Here is a 16,164-nt window from a genome sequence, read left to right as displayed (position 1 = left end):
TTAACAGCGTTAAGGGCACCCTCGTGGGCGACGGCACTTAACGACGTTAAGGAGATTTGTGATGGATGTCCTGATCGTGGGCGCGGGTCCCACCGGCCTGACTCTCGGCATCGACCTGGCCCGCCGGGGCGTGGACGCGCTGGTCGTCGAGCGGGCGGAGGGACTGTTCCCCGGCTCGCGCGGCAAGGGGCTCCAGCCGCGCACCCTGGAGGTCTTCGACGACCTGGGGGTACTGGACGCGATCCGTGCGGCGGGCGGCCCCTACCCGACGCGGATGATCTGGAAGGACGGCGAGCGGGTCGGCGAGCGGCCGATGTTCGAGAACATCGAGGCGGACGAGGGCACGCCGTACGCCGAGCCGTGGATGGTCGCCCAGTGGCGGACGCAGGAGATCCTCCAGGCGCGGCTGGTGCAGCAGGGGGGCCGGGTCGGCTTCGGGCGCGAGGTGACCGGCCTGGAGCAGGACGCCGAGGGCGTGACCGTGCGGTTCGCCGACGGTACGACCGCCCGCGCGGGGTACGTCGTCGCGGCCGACGGCGGACGCTCGGTGGTCCGGCGCGCGGTGGGGGTCGGCATGACCGGGGAGACGGTAGACCCGGCACCGTTCCTGGTGGCGGACGTACGGCTGACGGGCCTCGACCGGGACTCCTGGCACACCTTCCCCAGGGACGACGGCACCGCCCTCGGCCTGTGCCCGCTGGCCGGCACGGAGGACTTCCAGCTGCAGGCCCGCCTTCGGGAGGGCACCGCACCCGACCCGACCCTCGACGGCATCCGCAAGCTGGTGGCCGCGTACACGCACCTGTCCGCCGAGGACGTCACGGACCTGCGCTGGTCCTCCGACTTCCGCCCCCGCGCCGCCCTCGCGGACCGCTTCCGGGTGGGCCGCGTCTTCCTCGCGGGCGACGCGGCCCACATCCACTCACCGGCCGGCGGCCAGGGCCTGAACACCAGCGTCCAGGACGCCTACAACCTGGGCTGGAAGCTGGGCGCGGTCCTGCGCGGCGGGGCGCCGGAGGCGTTGCTGGACACCTACGAGGAGGAGCGCCGGGCGAACGCGGCGGCCATGCTGGACCTGTCGACCGGGGTGCACCGCGGCGAGGTGCGACGCGGAAAGGCGACGGTGCAACTGGGGCTGGGCTACCGGGAGTCGTCCCTGAGCGTGGAGACGCGGGAGGACCCGACCGGGGTCCGGGCGGGCGACCGCGCCCCCGACGGCACGGTGTCCGGGGTCCGCCTCTTCGACGCGTTCCGGGGCCCGCACTGGACACTGCTGGGCGCACAGGCCCCGGTCACCGGCGTGCGCGCGTTCCCCACGGCGCCGGAGTCGTACGGCCCGGGGGTCTTCCTCGTCCGCCCGGACGGCCATGTGGGCTGGGCGGGCGGGACGACCAAGGGCCTGGACGCGTACGCGGCACGGACGGGCGCCTTCGCGGCGGGGTGACGGCCGCCACCCGCCGACGATGGCTCAGGCGCTGGCCAGCGACAGCTTCACCGCGAACCCGAGGAACAGCGCGCCCGCCATCGAAGTGGCCGTCGCCGACAGCCGCTTGCGGCGCCGGAACGCGGCAGCCAGACGCGTGCCGCTGAATATCAGCGCGCTGAGGTAGAGGAAGCTCGCCAGCTGGGCGAAGGTGCCGAGGACGACGAAGGACAGGCCCGGGTAGGCGTAGTCCGGGTCGACGAACTGCACGAAGAAGGCGACGAAGAACAGGATCGCCTTGGGGTTGAAGAGACTGACGACGAGCGCGCGCCGGAAGGGCCGCTCGTACCCGGTGCCGGACGGGCTCTCCTCCGCCATGGCCACCTGCTCTCTCCGGGTGCGCCACATCTGCCAGGCGGCCCGCAGCATGCCGATCGCCAGCCAGCTCAGATATCCGGCACCGGCGTACTTCACGATCCCGAACAGCACGGCGTTGGCCTTGAGCAGGGAGGCGACTCCGGCGGCGGAGAGCGTCATCAGCACGGTGTCGCCGCACCACACGCCGGCGGCCGCGGTGTAACCGGCCCGCACGCCGCGCCGGGCGGCCACGGAGAGGACGTAGAGGGAGTTGGGCCCGGGCAGCAGGACGATCAGGACGAGTCCTGCCAGATAGGTGGGAAGGTCGATGACGCCGAACATGAAAAGGAGTGTCGCACGGGGGTACGACAGCCGGGTCCGGGGTGGGTCAGTCGTCGCCGTCGAGGAGGGTGTCGACGGACAGGTCGAGGGTGACACCGACGGATTCGGGGACGGGGACGGACTGACCTCGCTTGTAGCGGACGGGGTCGGGGTATGTGCCGTCGGCAGGGTCGGTGTAGAGGAGGACCTCGCCGTGTTTGCGGTCGGCGATGAGGTAAGCCGGGATGCCGGCCTGGGCGTAGCACTCGACCTTGGGACCGAGGTCGTCGGACCAGTTCGACGACGTCACTTCGACGACCATGCGGAAGACGTTCGGAGCGTAGTAGTTCTTGGTGACGTGAGCATCGCGGAAGTCCTCATCGACGACAGAGAAGTCAGGGATGGCGAAGTCCTCGGGCAGGGTGGGCAGCCAGAGTCCAACGCCCTGGACGTACCTGAGCCCAGCCTCCCGTGCCCCGGCCGCATGGAATTCCACGACCAGCCAAGACAACGACAGCGCATGCGAGCCGTCCGGCGGCGGTGTCACAGTGAGCCTCCCCTGGAGAATCTCCACGCGGTGCCCAGGCAGTGCACGGGAGAGCAGGTCGGCGGCCTCGCCCAACGTCAGCCCGTGTTGCAGTACAGCCACGGCATCCTCCATTTCGGGGGCTCACTCTTCACGAGCGTAGCCGGACATGTGCGATGTCCGCCCTAGATCACTCATGAGAGGGAACCGTCCTGCTCAGAACACCTCCGACGGCTCGTACGCCCCCCAGACCCCGCGCAGCGCGTTGCACACCTCCCCCAGCGTCGCCCGGCTCCGCAGCGCCTCCTTCATCGGGTGCAGCACGTTGTCCTCCCCCTGCGCCGCCTTCCGCAACGCGTCCAGTGCCGTGTCCACCGCCCGCTGGTCCCGCTCGGCCCGGAGCTTCTCCAGGCGTTCGGCCTGGCGGGCCTCGATGGCCGGGTCGACGCGCAGGGGCTCGTACGGCTCCTCCTCGTCCAGCTGGAAGCGGTTGACTCCGACGACCACCCTGTCGCCGGAGTCCGTCTCCTGGGCGATCCGGTACGCGTTCCGCTCGATCTCCGCCTTCTGGAAGCCCCGCTCGATCGCCGCGACCGCCCCGCCCAGGTCCTCCACCCTCCGCATCAGATCGACGGCCGCCTCCTCGACGTCGTCCGTCATCCGCTCCATCGCGTACGACCCCGCGAACGGATCCACCGTCGCCGTCACGTCCGTCTCGTGCGCCAGCACCTGCTGGGTGCGCAGGGCCAGACGGGCGGACTTGTCGGTCGGCAGGGCGATCGCCTCGTCGAAGGAGTTGGTGTGCAGGGACTGGGTGCCGCCCAGCACCGCGGCCAGGGCCTGGACGGCGACCCGGACCAGGTTCACCTCCGGCTGCTGGGCCGTCAGCTGGACGCCCGCCGTCTGGGTGTGGAAGCGGAGCATCAGGGACTTCGGATTCCGCGCGCCGAACTCCTCCCGCATCACCCTGGCCCAGATCCTGCGCGCGGCACGGAACTTGGCGACCTCCTCCAGCAGCGTCGTACGGGCCACGAAGAAGAAGGACAGGCGGGGCGCGAAGTCGTCGACGGACATACCGGCCGCGACCGCCGTACGGACGTACTCGATGCCGTCCGCCAGGGTGAAGGCGATCTCCTGGACGGGTGACGCCCCGGCCTCGGCCATGTGGTAGCCGGAGATCGAGATCGTGTTCCACTTCGGGATCTCGGCGGTGCAGTACTTGAAGATGTCCGCGGTCAGGCGCAGGGAGGGCTTGGGCGGGAAGATGTACGTCCCCCGCGCGATGTACTCCTTCAGCACGTCGTTCTGGATCGTGCCCGTCAGCCGGTCGGCGCGCGCCCCCTGCTCCTCCGCCACCAGCTGGTAGAGGAGCAGCAGGAGGGCGGCCGGGGCGTTGATCGTCATCGAGGTCGACACCTGGTCCAGGGGGATGCCGTCGAACAGCAGCCGCATGTCCTCGATCGAGTCGATCGCCACGCCCACCCTGCCGACCTCGCCGTGCGCGAGGGGCGCGTCGGAGTCGTGGCCCATCTGGGTGGGCAGGTCGAAGGCGACCGACAGGCCCGTGGTGCCGTGGGCGATCAGCTGCCGGTAGCGGGCGTTCGATTCGGCTGCGGTGCCGAAGCCGGCGTACTGGCGCATGGTCCAGGGGCGGCCGGTGTACATGGTCGGGTAGACCCCGCGGGTGAAGGGGTACGTGCCCGGTTCGCCCAGTTTCCCGTCCGGGTCCCAGCCCTGTAGGTCCTGCGGCCGGTAGACCGGCTCGATGGGCAGTCCCGACTCCGACTCATGTGTCATGGATGCCTCCGGGGTGCGTCCTGTCACCCCCTCACCATGCCCCGTCGTTCGGCGGCGGTCACGCTGGGAAGCATCTCCTGCATGAGGATCTCGGGAAGACCCGCCGCTCTGCTCGCCTCCGCCGCCGCCCTCGCCGCCCTCTGCGGCTGCACCGTCCAGCCCACGGACGCCGACGGCAAAGCCCGGGCGCCGGCCCCGGCCCGGGCACGGACTCAGGGACAGACCCCGGGACAGGCGCAGGGACGGACCCCAGGCCGGACCCCCACAAATGGCCCGGCACATCCCACCCGAACGGAGCAGCCGGCCGCGCCCCCTCCCCGGGTGCTGTACGCGCGCGGCGACAGCGGGGCGGGCGTACGGGAGCTGCAGGCCCGGCTGCGTCAGCTGGACTGGCTGTTCGACGGACCGACGGGCTCGTACGACGATCTGACCGAGCGGGCCGTGCGGGGCTTCCAGGGAAAGCGCGGGCTGCCGCGGACCGGGCGGACGGACACCGTCACCTGGCAGCGGCTGGTCCGGATGACCCACGCACCGGGCACGTGGGAGCTGTTCCTGATGGGCGGTCAGCCGGCCGGCGCGCCCGACCCGCGCTGTACGACCGGACGCGTGCTGTGCATCGACAAGACGACACGGACGCTGCGCTGGATGGTCGACGGGCGGACGCTCTCGACGACGTCGGTGCGGTTCGGGGCGCAGTACACGCCGACCCGGGAGGGTGTGTTCCACGTCTACTGGAAGGCGCGGGACTGGGTGTCGACGCTCTACCACTCGCCGATGCCGTACGCGATGTTCTTCAGCGGCGGCCAGGCCGTGCACTACTCGTACGACTTCGCGGCGCGCGGGTACGCGGGAGCCTCGCACGGGTGCGTGAACGTCCGGGACGAGGCGGCGATCCAGCAGTTGTTCGCTCAGGTGCGGGTGGGCGACAAGGTCGTCGTCCACTGGTGAGGAGGGATTGCGGGGCGCGGGCGGGACCGGGGGAACGTGTCCCGCCCGCGCCAGGTGCACGAGCCGTGGGTACGGGGGGAACCCCGGCTCAGTGCGACGGCCGATGACCAGTCGGCTCACTCAGTACTGCGTCCCGGGCTCCGAAAACGTCACACCCCGCGCGAAGAATTTTTCGCGGCCCACGAATTCACAGGTCAGATGGGTTGGAGAGGCGTCAGAGCGGCACTGCCGGAGCCTGCCGAAGCCTGCCGGATCAGAGCGAGCTGTACGTCGGGCTCGGCGTCGGGCCCAGGGTGGTGCCGGTCGTCCGGGCGGGGCGGGCCGGAGCGAAGGCCGTGGGAGCGGGCGCGGCTTCGTCGCCGTGCCGGCCCTTGCCGCCGCCGTCGCCCTTGCCGGAATGACCGCCCTCGCCGTGGTGGCCGTCGCCGCCCCGGCCGGGATTGCCTTCCTCGTCGCCGCCCTGGCTGTTCCCGCTGCCCTTGCCCTTGTTGCCCTTGTCGTCGGCCTTGCCGCCGCTCGTCGCGCCGTCGCCCGGGTCGGTGCCGGCCAGGACGACCTTGCAGTACCGGCTCACCCGGGCGCTGCCGCCCGCCAGGTTCTCCAGGGCGCGCCGGCGGCTCGCGGACAGCTCCTTGCCGTCCCGGATGTCCCGGCAGGCCGAGGTCGCTTCCTTCCAGCGGGAGCCGGGCGTGCCGGAGGGCTCGCCGGTGCCCGGAGCGGTGGTCTTGCCGGTGCGGTCGTCCGGTGCCACGGCCTCGCCGGAGGCCCCGCCGCGGCTCGCGCCCGCGCTGCCGCCCGGCGTGCCGGGCCCCGTGGTCGCACCGGGGGTGCCCTGCGGGACCGAGGCTAGCGGCGCTCCGGAGCTCGGCCCGGCGGAGACGGAGGTGGCGGGCCCGGGGCGCTCGGGCCCGAACGGCGTGCCCAGCATCCCGGTCCCGGCGGCCATGGCGACCCCGCCGACCGTGCCCACGGCCATCACCGCGGCCAGCGCCAGCCGCACCGGGCGGGCCCAGCGGGGGCGGCGCAGCGGGATTCCGGTACGGCCCGGGGCGCCGATGCGGACCAGGCCCGCGTCGGCGCCGGGCACGGGCAGGCCGGAGGTGCCGCCGGCGCGGCCGGCGGCGGTGCGTTCGGTGCCGGCGGCCGCGCGGGCCTTGCGGAACGCGGCCAGGGCGGCCTCTTCGCCGGGAAGTTCAGCGGTGGCGCGGGCCGTCTGCGCGGACAGTGCGCCGAGCGCCCGGGAGAGGCGTTCGGCCTGGTCACGGGCTGAGGCGTCGACGGCTTCCAGCGACTCACCGCGCAGCAGGCGTTCCGCCGTCTCACGGTCCAGCCACTTGTACTGCTCGTCGGCCATCACATGTCCTTCTGCGTCCGCGCACGCGTATCCGTCACAGTTGCGGACGACACCGCGCGACCACGCGGTTCTCGCTGGGGCGGGAGAGCGTCGAGCACGCCCGCCGATTCCGGATCGTCGCCGAGCAGTTCCGCGAGCCGCTTCAGGCCGCGGTGTGCCGCGGTGCGCACCGCACCGGCGCGTTTGCCGAGGGTCTCGGCGGCGCTCTTGGCGTCGAGACCGACGACGACGCGCAGGACGACCGCCTCGGCCTGGTCCTGCGGCAGCCGCGCGATGAGGGAGAGGGTGCTGTCGGTGGTCAGGGCCTCGATGGCCTCGCCGGCCGTGTCGGACTCGGCGGCCCGGCCGGTCAGTTCCGTCTCGTCGCCGCCTATGGCGGGGCGGCGGCCGCGCATGCGTATGTGGTCCAGGGCGCGGTTGCGGGCTATTCGGGCGGCCCAGCCGCGGAAGCGGTCGGCGTCTCCGCTGAACCGGTCGAGGTCGCGGGCGATCTGCAGCCAGGCCTCGGACGTCACGTCCTCGGCGTCCGGATCGGCGACCAGCGTGCGTACGTATCCGAGCAGCCGTGGATGCACGGCGCGGTACACCGTACGGAACGCGGTCTCGTCTCCGTCCTGTGCCGCACGCACCGCGGCGGTCAGCTCCGCGTCGTCCCCCAGCACCGCACTCCCTTTACGCCTGGTTCCCGGTCGGCGCGAAAGGCACGTTACGGCGTCAAACCGCTCCCCGTCCATGTCCGTAGAAGATGCAACTAACTCGTGACCGGGTGCGGATGTGCGCAGGGTGAGGATCGGCGGTGGCCGGGTGTGACAGAAACAGCACGCACGGCGCTGTAGAAGGTACGGGCCGCACGCGGCCCGACCGCGCGACGGCCGGGGCCTCTCCTGTGGGGGGTGGCGGCCCCGGCCGTTGCCTTTCGCGGGACGCCCGGGTGACGAGGATTACTTCTCCCCGGGAACCTTACGGACCGAATTGCCGCCATTTACGTCGTTGTTACGGCTGGTGGCAGTCCACCCCTTCACAGGCGAATCGCTACCGTTGCCACTTCTCGTCCGCCGGGTCCTGGCCGCCCAGCTGCCGGGCGAGGCGTTTCAGGCCGCGGTGCGCGGCCGTGCGGACGGCGCCGGGGCGCTTGCCGAGGACGCGTGCGGCGGCCGGGCCGTCGAGGCCGACGACCACCCGGAGCAGCACGGCCTCGGCCTGGTCGCGCGGCAGGCTGTGCACCAGCTCCAGCGCCCGTGCGGTGGACAGCGACTCCAGGGCCTGGTCGTGGGTGTCGAGCCGGCCGGGCAGCTCCAGCGCGTCCTGTTCCAGCGGCGCGGCCTGGGGCCGTACCCGCCGGCGGCGCAGATGGTCCAGGGCGCGGTGCCGGGCGATGGTCGCGGTCCAGCCGCGGAAGCCGGCGCCGTCGCCCTTGAACCGGCGCAGGTCGCGGGCGATCTCCAGCCAGGCCTCGGACGCCACGTCCTCGGCGTCCTCGCCGACCAGGCCCCGCAGATAGCCGAGCAGTGCGGGCTGCACGATCCGGTAGGCCACCGCGAAGGCGGTCTCGTCGCCGTCCTGGGCCCGCGCCACGGCCGCACCCAGCTCCCCGTCCCGCGGCTGCGGGCGCCGGGGCTCCCCTCCCTGGCCCAAGAACCGTCCTCGTCCGTACCCGGCGGCGGGACCCGTGCCCGCGCTCGCGGCGAATCCGCGTCGTGGGACACGGCCCCGGTGGCCATGTCCCACGGTGATCAGCGCCGAGGCTCACAGATGTGTCACAGCCGTCGGCCGTCCCGCGGGTCGCCCACGCGGCGGCGGCGCTGTCAGCCGATGGCGATGCGCGGGTGCGCGCCGGGCCGTATCCACCCCATGATCCGGTCCATCGTGGCGCGCGGCACGGACACACAACCGGCGGTCGCGCCCTGCCCGTTGACGTGCAGGAAGATCCCGGCACCGCGGCCGGGCACGGCGGGCCACCGGTTGAAGTCGATGACGAGCGCCTTGGCGTACTGCACAGGATGGTCGACGAGGTGCTCGCTGCCCCGGTCGCCGCTCTCGGTGAGCGGGAAGTCGGCGTTCGCCGCGGTCTGCATCGAGTTGTAGTGCTTCGACTCCGGGTCCTCGTCCCACCAGTGCGTCGAGTTCACCTGCGTGTACGGCATGCTCGTGCCGCCCGCCTCGACGCCGAAGCCCTGGGTGATGGTGTAGGTCCCGGTGGGGGTGGTGTACGTGCCCTGCCGCCGGGTCGACCCGTCCACGACCCCGTTGGACCCGACGCGCCCGGCGGTCGTGCTGAACTGCGCCTTCCACCCCGAGGACCCCTTGGCCCAGGCGGTGACCGTGGCGTACGAGCCGCTGGCCTTCACGGTGATGAGCTGGGTGGCGTCGCCGGGGGTGGCGGGGACGGGGAAGTGGGGCGTGCTGACGGCGGCGGGGGCGCCGGAGCTCGGGCTCGTGCCGCCGGCGGCCGACGAGCCGCTGGACGCGGCCGAGGCACTGGGCTTGGCCTTCGCCGAGGGGGAAGCGGATGCGGAGGCGGAGGCGGACTTGGAGGGCGAGGGCGAGGCGGCGGCGGAGGACGCCTCGGAGGCCGGCGAGGACTCGACGGCGACACTCTCGGCCGCGTCGCCGGCCCCCGCCCCTCCTCCGCCGCCGCCTTCCCCCTGTCCACAGGCCGACAGCAGCAGGACACCGGCAACGGCCAGCGCGGCGGAGCAGGTACGGGCACGGGAGCGCGAAGAGGGCAGCACGAAGAGACCCTTCGATGGGCGGGAACGGAGGCATGCGGGACCACGGCCGGAAGCGGCGGGCCGGAACGAGCGCTGGTTATACAGCAGTTGGGAAAGCCACGGCGAGCGACCGGACAAAGCGGACCATTCGCGAGCCGACGGTTCGCGCGACTGTCAGTGCCGCCTCCTACGCTGCTCCCGCACCGGCCGAAGGACCCGAGGGGATCGACATGGGCGGCAACTGCTGGGCGGACACCGGCCCGTACCAACGGGACCTGGCGGCGGCCTTCCGTCAGGCCCAGGCGGAGGAACTGGCCAGGGACGACAACGGCTTCGGCGAGGGCCGGACGGTCGAGGAACTGTGGCGGGACCCGGCCTGGCAGGAGTACGTCTTCACCGGCGGCACCGGCACGGTCCTGGACTTCCCCCTCGTGATCGACGCCACGGACCCCGACGACGGCCCCTACATGCGTCCGCTGGCGGAGGCCGAGATCCGCGCCTTCGCCCCGGACGGCCGCCCCACGTACTCCGACTGGGACGAGGCCCTGGACTCCGAGCGGCTGGACCTCCCGGGCCGGGCACAGGGCCGATGCACGGTGCTCTACACGGACGGTGTGCCGACCCACATCGGCTACTGGGGGGTCACGGCGGACTGACGTGACAGCGCGTCGACGAGCCCGCCGACGACGACCCCCGTGACGAGGAACGCGGCCATCGCCGCGAGGAGGGTCACCTCGTAGTACGACGCGGGGGTCGCCCAGGTCGCGGCGCGGGCGGCGCATGCAGCGGCGAGAACGGCGAGCCCGAGCCGCTTCGCGTCGGGCGCCGCCTCCCGCCAGGCGAGGACGGTGGCGGCCACCGCCACCGCGACACCGGCCGCCGCGGCCAGCTGAGGCGTCCCGAACATGACGCCGTACCGGATGGCGAGGGCGGGCAGGAAGAACAGCGCGAGCCAGTGGCGCAGGGCGTGCAGCGCGAAGGTGAGGGTGGGTCCGGGGGCGACCGGGTCCGGCAGGCGGGCGGCGGCACGGCGCAGACCCGCGAGCGCGACGACGGCCACCGCGGCCACCGGCAGCCGCTCGGCCACTCGCCCCAGGTTGTAGAGGAGAGCGGTGTCGTAGACGACGAGGACGAGCGCGCCCAGGGCACCGAGCGACCCGATGAACACGAGCAGTCCGGGCACGGAGGCGGGCGTGCGGGACGCCCCCGTGTCCCGTGCCGCGAGCCACCGGAGAAGGCAGGGAGTCAGCACGGCCGAGACCCCGCGTACGACGATGTCATCGACCGTGTACGGATTGCGCAGACCCCACTCCACCAGACAGAACACGGCGGTGTACGACAGGGAGGCCAGCGGCAGCAGGGCCGACCGGGCGATTCCCCGGTAGAGGCCGGCGTCGAGCCACCGCACGACGGTCGCGAACGCCGACAGCACGAAGGGCAGTTCGAGGAACGCCTGGACCCTGAGGACCGACGGGGCGAGAAGCCCGGGCGTGGGGAAGCCGTCGGCGAGCCCGCACAGCACGGCGCTTCCGGAGGCGAGGTCGAACCACCCCTCGGGCAGGTACCGCGCGACGAACGAGGGATCACCGCCGTGCACCCGCAGCACGTACACGGTGAACAGCACCTGGTTGACGTAGACCAACCCGGTCACCACCGCCAGCACGGCGAGTGGCGACAGTGCGGGTCGGGCCGTGCGCCCGCCGGACGGGCCCGGGCGGCGGGCCGCCGCGCGCGGGGCGAGCGCCAGGCCGACGACGACGGAGAGGACCACCAGGGCGTCGACGAACGCGTTCACGGGATCAGGAAGTCCGCGTGGAGCCGGCAGGCGTCGCCCCGTGCAGGACGAGCATGTCCGCCACGAAACACGTGATCTGCTCGGCCGCGTCCCGGCCGATCCACACGGGGTAGGAGCCGTCTCCTCGCCCGCTGGGGCAGGCGATCAGGTTGGTGCCGGTGGCCGGGTCGTCGACGATCGAGATGCCGGTGTCACCGTCCTGCCGTACGCCTGCCACCGGGCCGTCTCGGAACCGCCCGGCCAGTTCCTCGGCCATGTTCGCGTCGGCGAAGGAGCAGGTGCCGGAGTCCACGCCGAAGCCGTAGAACTCCCCGTCCCGCAGCAGGCGTTCGTCCTGTCCGTCGAGCAGCGCCGGCTCCCAGCTCACCGTCGGCCGCCCGGAGATCAGGACACGGACCGCGGTGTACTCGTCGATGATGAGCGTCCGGCCGCCGAACTCGGCCGTGTACCCGGCGGAGGCCAGCTGCACCGGGTAACTCCCTGGCGCTACCGACACGGTGAACCCGGCGTCCTCGGCGCAGGATCCGTACGTGGGGTCGCGCGCCACCAGCCGTCCGCTGGGCAGGTGCAGCTTCCCGGCCTCGACGGGGTCCCAGACGGTGTACACCTCGTCGGTGGTGAAACGGGTGCCCGCGGTGAACAGTTCGTCCAGGTGCCGAGGTCGCATCCCGCGCGGTGCCGACCAGTTGGGTTCGGCGGGCTCGCCCTCCGGCGTCTCCGTGACCTCGCGCAGTTCCCAGCCGCCGGCGTCCGGGAAGTCCAGCATGGCGAGCAGTCCCTGCCACTGCCCGAAGGCGGGCACGGGGAACCAGCGCCGCTCCTCAGGCACTTCTGCGATCGTGCGCAGGGAGCCGCCCTTGTCGCCCTTGGGTTCGACGATCCGGGTACCGCGCCCGTCCGGCCGAAGCTCGGTCGTCACCCGTCCGGCGTCCGACGCGAACTCAGGCATCCCCTCCGCCGCATAGGCCCAGCCGCGCTGGTGAAGGAGGAAGAGTCGATCCTTGTCCAGCCGCCGCAGGTCCATCTCGAGGAACCGGCGCCCTTGGGCGTCGTACGCCCACAGCCCGAGGTAGTGGCTCTCCCAGGCCACATGCGCGACGATCAGGCCCTGGGCGCTCGCCTGCCGGAGAACCACCGCGTAGGGCAGCCCCGCGGCATCCCGCGCCGCCGCCACCGAGGCGTCGATCGGGCCGAGCACGGCTCGGCGCCCGGAGTCCCACCCCTCGCCGTACGCGACGTCGATGATCTGCCGGCCGGTCATCGGGCCGCGGCCCTCCGCGCCCGTCCGTGCAGGGTCAGGTAGAAGGTCTGCAGGGACTCCTCGGGACCGCCCACCTCGAAGCGGTTGACGACCTTGCCGAGGGGGTTCCAGACCCGCCCGTCCGGCATGCGCACACCGACCGGCTGCCCGAAGTAGCTGCGCTGGTCCGCGTCGAAGTCCACCCACACCGCCCCCGCGCGGCGCACGAGCACCTCACCGACGTACGCCCCGAGGCCGAGCAGAGCGTTCCGGGCACCTTCCCGGTCGGCACCGCCCTTGCGGAGCCCGTCGATGAGGAAGTCGACGACCCGCAGACTGCGCTCGGAGTAGTCCAGCGGCAGCCGGTTGCGGGTGGTCACGCGTGCGAGGAAACCCGCTGCGTAGGACCTCATCCCGACCGCGCACGGCACCCGTTCGTCCACCTCAGCCACGGTTCCGCTCCCCCTCTGATCGACGGGAGAACACACGAACGCATTCCCCCTCTTGATCAAGCGGATACCGAGCCTTGAACATCACAGGTGCACATGCGTGTCATGCGCCACACAAAAAGCTCGCGAGGCGCGTACAACCCTTCCGGAAGCTGTGCGTCCAGCAGCGCCAGGCCCTCTCAGGCCCAGACCGCCTTGACCACGGCGTGGCCTGCTGCCGCCGCCCGCCCGTAGAACCCCCGGAGGTCCCTGTGATGGCCGAGGAACTCCTGCCTGGCCTGTGCATCGTCGCTTCCCCAGCCACGGAGCTTGGCGCCGGCGACGCTCCACAGCTCGTCGAAGGAGACACGCGCGAGGAAGTCCGCAGCCTGTGACACCCCGAGCGGCTCCAGGATCATCAGGGGCGGGTCGGCGGGATCGGCGTCGGCGCTGTGCGCCACGGGGCGGCCGCCGTAGATCGGCAGCGTCCAGGGCTCCTCGGCGTCCGCTTCGAGGACACCGGCTGCGGCGTAGAGCTCGTTGACGGAACTCCAGACCTTGTCGATCGAGCCGGCGGTACCCGCTGCGTACTCGTCGGGGTGGTTTTCCCAGGCCGCGGCCATGAACGCCGCGAGCCAGGTGTGGTCGTCCCGGATCTCGGACTCCGCGACGGCGCGGAGGTGCATGTGAAGGCTCACGGCGACGTTCCTCTGGTTCGGCGGCCCATCTGTCGGGCCGGAGGGACGGAACCTATTCGACGGCACTGACAGCGCACGCGATCAGTTGCCGCTCAGTCGATGCGGTCGCTCAGGCCGAGCACCTGCGGGGACTCGCCGGGGAAGTCCCTGGGCATGCCCGGCAGGTCGAGAGTGCGCCCGTACACGCCGGCCAGGAACTCGACGGCACCGACCGGGAACTCGATCCAGTCGGCGTTGGCCGTACGGACGACCACCGGCCATGCGTCCGGGTCCGCGGGGCCCGTCTTCCAGTAGAAGACGTCCCCCGAGTTGGACTCCGCCCAGGAGATCAGGCCTCCCGGCTGCGGGTAGGGAACGTAGTCCTCGGTGTCACCCATCTCGTACAGGTCCTGAAGGATCTCGTCCTCCCTGGCCCCGGACGCCCACGACATCTCGGCGCCGGGCCGGGGAACGTACACCGTCAGGAAGTCGTCGACGACCAGGACCGGATACGCCTGCGCCAGAGAGTGGAAGTCCGAGGGCAACGCCGTCCCGAGACCCGCCTCAAGAGCGGCCCAATGCACGTTGCGTCCACCAGGCACACGCCACCGTGTCATCGCCGGAAGCGCGGCCTCCAGCTCTTCGATTCTCAGCATGTCGTCCGCCGATCCGGGCTGCTTTCGACTACGGGTAACGGGCGGGCACCGGTCACCCCACGCCCGACGGCAAGGCCACCTGCCCGTCGAACACGCCGCGGTTGTCGGCCCGTACCTCCTGGCTCACCGTGATGTCTCCGCCGTGGAAAGGCACCAGGAAGGTGAACGCGTACCGGTGGGACGCAACCCGGTAACCCTGCGCCCCGTCGCCCAGGTCCCACGTCTCGCTGAGACCCTTGAGCGTGATCTGGCTGTCGGTCGCCGTCACCCCCGCCTTGCGCAACTGAGCCAGCGTGGGCTCCACTTCGCGGACGGCTCGCTTGAGCGCAGGACGGTTCCGGGCGGCGGACAACTGCCATCCGGACGCGCTGACCCGAAGCCGCACGCCCACCGCCGTACGGTTCACCGTCGCACTCTTGGCGTACCCCGCGAACGCGTCCAGCTCGGCCAAGGGGTCCTCGACCTCGTTGGCGATGTCGGGGTCGGAGAGCGGCCCCTGCTTCCACCCGTCGGCGCCCTCCTTGACGTAACCGGTGCCGCCGACGACGTACACCGCCTCGGGCTTGCGCTCGCCCTTGCTGGTGGTGACGGTTCCGGTCTGCTGGACCGCGACCGGGGCGGTGGTCCGGTGCACGGTCGCGGCGTACGTCGCGCTGGACGGCGCCTGCCCCTGCATGACGGCGGACTCGCTGCCGCGCAGGGCGAACGTCCAGCCCTTCTCGGCCCGCACGGCCTGCCGGGCGCGGGCGACGAACTGCGCGGCGGTCTTCGGCTCCGGCTTCCGCTCGCCCTTCTGAGCCGGTTCGGCCCGCGCGGTCTTCGAGGGGGCATGCCTGCCCGCCGGCTTTCGCCCTCCGTCGTGCGTCGAGCATCCGGACGACACGGCCACGGCAGCGAGGACCAGCACGGCCCCGACGGCACGGCGCCCACTCGGACACGCACGTATTGCGGTTCCGGACAGCACGTCACAACCCTTCAGCGGGGCAGATGAGTTCAATGGGTGCCCGGTTATACAACAGGTAGGGAGAGGACGGCGAGCGCCCGGATGAAGCGGGGCGAACAGTACGGTCACCGGCCGCCAGGTGGGAGACGACCGCGGCAGCCGATCGCCCAGCGTCGGGGGACAGCGCCACGACGGCACGTGGTTCAGCCGGCTCGGTGCCTCCGCTGTCCGGCGACCGCGCCGGTGTACGACCCCGCCGAGAGACGATCGCCTCCAGTCGCCGGTACGTCTACGACGCCTTCAACTCTCCCACCATGCCGACCAGCTTCCCACGGGCCGGATTCATCTGGAAGGCCGGATAGCGCCGCACAATGAATTCCAGAACCTCCCTGGAGAATCTGGAGGCGACAGCGAAGAAATCCGTGACTGTGCAGTGCCCGGGCACGGAATCCCAGGACCTCGTCACGGTCACCGTTTCGCCGTCGCGGGTGAGATGAATCAGCAGATCGTTCTCCGTGAAGCTGATGCGCCCAGGATTACCCTGCCGAATATCACCGGCCGCGAGAAGCACACAGAACACGAAATCGAGGGCCGGCGCCCCAGGGAATGGATCGCTTCCGAACTCGTCAGTGGTGATGGACACTTCCATTTTGAAGTACTCGTACCGCAAATCCATCTCACTTGCCCGCGCCAACTTGGCGAGTTGCTTGCCAGTGAGCTCCCGCATGGAGTCCGGAACAAAGGTGATGTCAAGCATGAGACTCCAAGATGTGAATCCGAGGATCCGAAGGCCGTCGCCGCGCCCACCCACATCCACAGACGATCGCGGGAGGGCACACTCGCGTTGTCCACCGCCATACCCGACAACGGCAGACTGGGCGACGGTTCCGCTGTTCTCAGAGAGGTGGGCGCGTGAGTCGGCGGCGACCTCCCGGTGGTCTGCGAGGAGGAAGAGCCGGCCCTCAGTGACGGTGACCTCCACGGGCGG

Annotated in this window: 17 protein-coding genes; 3 read left to right on the top strand and 14 right to left on the bottom strand. The window is 71.6% G+C overall.

Annotated features, from left to right (window positions below; all coding sequences use genetic code 11):
• The first annotated feature begins 61 nt into the window (after positions 1–61).
• A complete protein-coding gene (locus ACQPXS_RS28555) occupies positions 62–1,444 on the top strand; it encodes an FAD-dependent monooxygenase (RefSeq protein WP_433452093.1) in 1,383 nt (460 codons plus the stop codon).
• Between the two features lie 24 nt (positions 1,445–1,468).
• Here the strand turns inward: ACQPXS_RS28555 and leuE are convergent, their stop codons facing one another.
• The 3 genes from leuE to ACQPXS_RS28540 all read right to left on the bottom strand — a co-directional run bounded on the left by leuE (position 1,469) and on the right by ACQPXS_RS28540 (position 4,424).
• Entirely contained in the window at positions 1,469–2,122 is a 654-nt protein-coding gene (leuE, locus tag ACQPXS_RS28550; protein WP_433452092.1) for a leucine efflux protein LeuE, read from the bottom strand.
• Positions 2,123–2,168: 46 nt separating this feature from the next.
• Positions 2,169–2,762 carry a Uma2 family endonuclease gene (locus ACQPXS_RS28545; RefSeq protein ID WP_433452091.1) on the bottom strand — a complete coding sequence of 198 codons (594 nt, stop codon included), beginning with the start codon at positions 2,760–2,762 and terminating at the stop codon, positions 2,169–2,171.
• Positions 2,763–2,843: 81 nt separating this feature from the next.
• Positions 2,844–4,424, bottom strand: a complete 1,581-nt coding sequence (locus ACQPXS_RS28540) for an acyl-CoA mutase large subunit family protein (RefSeq protein WP_433452090.1) — start codon at positions 4,422–4,424, stop codon at positions 2,844–2,846.
• A gap of 81 nt (positions 4,425–4,505) precedes the next feature.
• On the opposite strand from ACQPXS_RS28540, the gene ACQPXS_RS28535 reads away from it, so the two are divergent.
• Positions 4,506–5,372: a L,D-transpeptidase family protein gene (locus ACQPXS_RS28535; protein WP_433452089.1), complete on the top strand. Its 867-nt coding sequence runs from the start codon at positions 4,506–4,508 to the stop codon at positions 5,370–5,372.
• A gap of 253 nt (positions 5,373–5,625) precedes the next feature.
• Here ACQPXS_RS28535 and ACQPXS_RS28530 read toward each other — a convergent pair whose 3' ends face one another.
• From ACQPXS_RS28530 to ACQPXS_RS28515, 4 genes are all read right to left on the bottom strand, one after another.
• Complete coding sequence (locus ACQPXS_RS28530; RefSeq protein ID WP_433452088.1) at positions 5,626–6,726, bottom strand: hypothetical protein; 1,101 nt, start codon at positions 6,724–6,726, stop codon at positions 5,626–5,628.
• On the bottom strand, positions 6,726–7,388 hold the full coding sequence (locus ACQPXS_RS28525) for an RNA polymerase sigma factor (RefSeq protein ID WP_351801917.1): 663 nt from the start codon (positions 7,386–7,388) through the stop codon (positions 6,726–6,728). Before ACQPXS_RS28525 ends, ACQPXS_RS28530 begins: the two co-directional genes overlap by 1 nt.
• A gap of 370 nt (positions 7,389–7,758) precedes the next feature.
• The gene (locus ACQPXS_RS28520) at positions 7,759–8,361 is read right to left on the bottom strand and encodes an RNA polymerase sigma factor (protein WP_433452086.1); all 603 of its coding nucleotides are present in this window, start codon (positions 8,359–8,361) and stop codon (positions 7,759–7,761) included.
• 170 nt (positions 8,362–8,531) lie between these two features.
• Positions 8,532–9,458 carry a L,D-transpeptidase family protein gene (locus ACQPXS_RS28515; protein ID WP_433452085.1) on the bottom strand — a complete coding sequence of 309 codons (927 nt, stop codon included), beginning with the start codon at positions 9,456–9,458 and terminating at the stop codon, positions 8,532–8,534.
• A gap of 209 nt (positions 9,459–9,667) precedes the next feature.
• On the opposite strand from ACQPXS_RS28515, the gene ACQPXS_RS28510 reads away from it, so the two are divergent.
• Positions 9,668–10,093 carry a hypothetical protein gene (locus ACQPXS_RS28510; protein WP_433452084.1) on the top strand — a complete coding sequence of 142 codons (426 nt, stop codon included), beginning with the start codon at positions 9,668–9,670 and terminating at the stop codon, positions 10,091–10,093.
• On the opposite strand, the gene ACQPXS_RS28505 is transcribed toward ACQPXS_RS28510, so the two are convergent.
• From ACQPXS_RS28505 to ACQPXS_RS28475, 7 genes are all read right to left on the bottom strand, one after another.
• A complete protein-coding gene (locus ACQPXS_RS28505; RefSeq protein ID WP_433452082.1) occupies positions 10,069–11,232 on the bottom strand; it encodes a hypothetical protein in 1,164 nt (387 codons plus the stop codon). The two genes, ACQPXS_RS28510 and ACQPXS_RS28505, sit on opposite strands and share 25 nt — an antisense overlap.
• Before the next feature lie 4 nt (positions 11,233–11,236).
• Complete coding sequence (locus ACQPXS_RS28500) at positions 11,237–12,493, bottom strand: DUF4241 domain-containing protein (RefSeq protein WP_433452081.1); 1,257 nt, start codon at positions 12,491–12,493, stop codon at positions 11,237–11,239.
• Positions 12,490–12,885, bottom strand: coding sequence for a hypothetical protein (locus ACQPXS_RS28495; RefSeq protein WP_433455984.1), 396 nt, complete (start codon positions 12,883–12,885; stop codon positions 12,490–12,492). Before ACQPXS_RS28495 ends, ACQPXS_RS28500 begins: the two co-directional genes overlap by 4 nt.
• A 215-nt stretch (positions 12,886–13,100) precedes the next feature.
• Positions 13,101–13,598, bottom strand: a complete 498-nt coding sequence (locus ACQPXS_RS28490) for a DUF1877 family protein (RefSeq protein WP_433452079.1) — start codon at positions 13,596–13,598, stop codon at positions 13,101–13,103.
• Positions 13,599–13,690: 92 nt separating this feature from the next.
• Positions 13,691–14,233, bottom strand: a complete 543-nt coding sequence (locus tag ACQPXS_RS28485) for a hypothetical protein (RefSeq protein ID WP_433452078.1) — start codon at positions 14,231–14,233, stop codon at positions 13,691–13,693.
• Positions 14,234–14,285: 52 nt separating this feature from the next.
• Positions 14,286–15,140: a hypothetical protein gene (locus tag ACQPXS_RS28480; RefSeq protein WP_433452077.1), complete on the bottom strand. Its 855-nt coding sequence runs from the start codon at positions 15,138–15,140 to the stop codon at positions 14,286–14,288.
• Positions 15,141–15,465: 325 nt separating this feature from the next.
• Positions 15,466–16,158: a hypothetical protein gene (locus ACQPXS_RS28475; RefSeq protein WP_433452076.1), complete on the bottom strand. Its 693-nt coding sequence runs from the start codon at positions 16,156–16,158 to the stop codon at positions 15,466–15,468.
• Positions 16,159–16,164: the final 6 nt, after the last annotated feature.

Source organism: Streptomyces sp. CA-142005, assembly GCF_050942335.1.
Taxonomy (GTDB): domain Bacteria; phylum Actinomycetota; class Actinomycetes; order Streptomycetales; family Streptomycetaceae; genus Streptomyces.
Note: the sequence above shows the minus strand (reverse complement) of the source record. Positions and strands in the feature narration are given on the sequence as shown.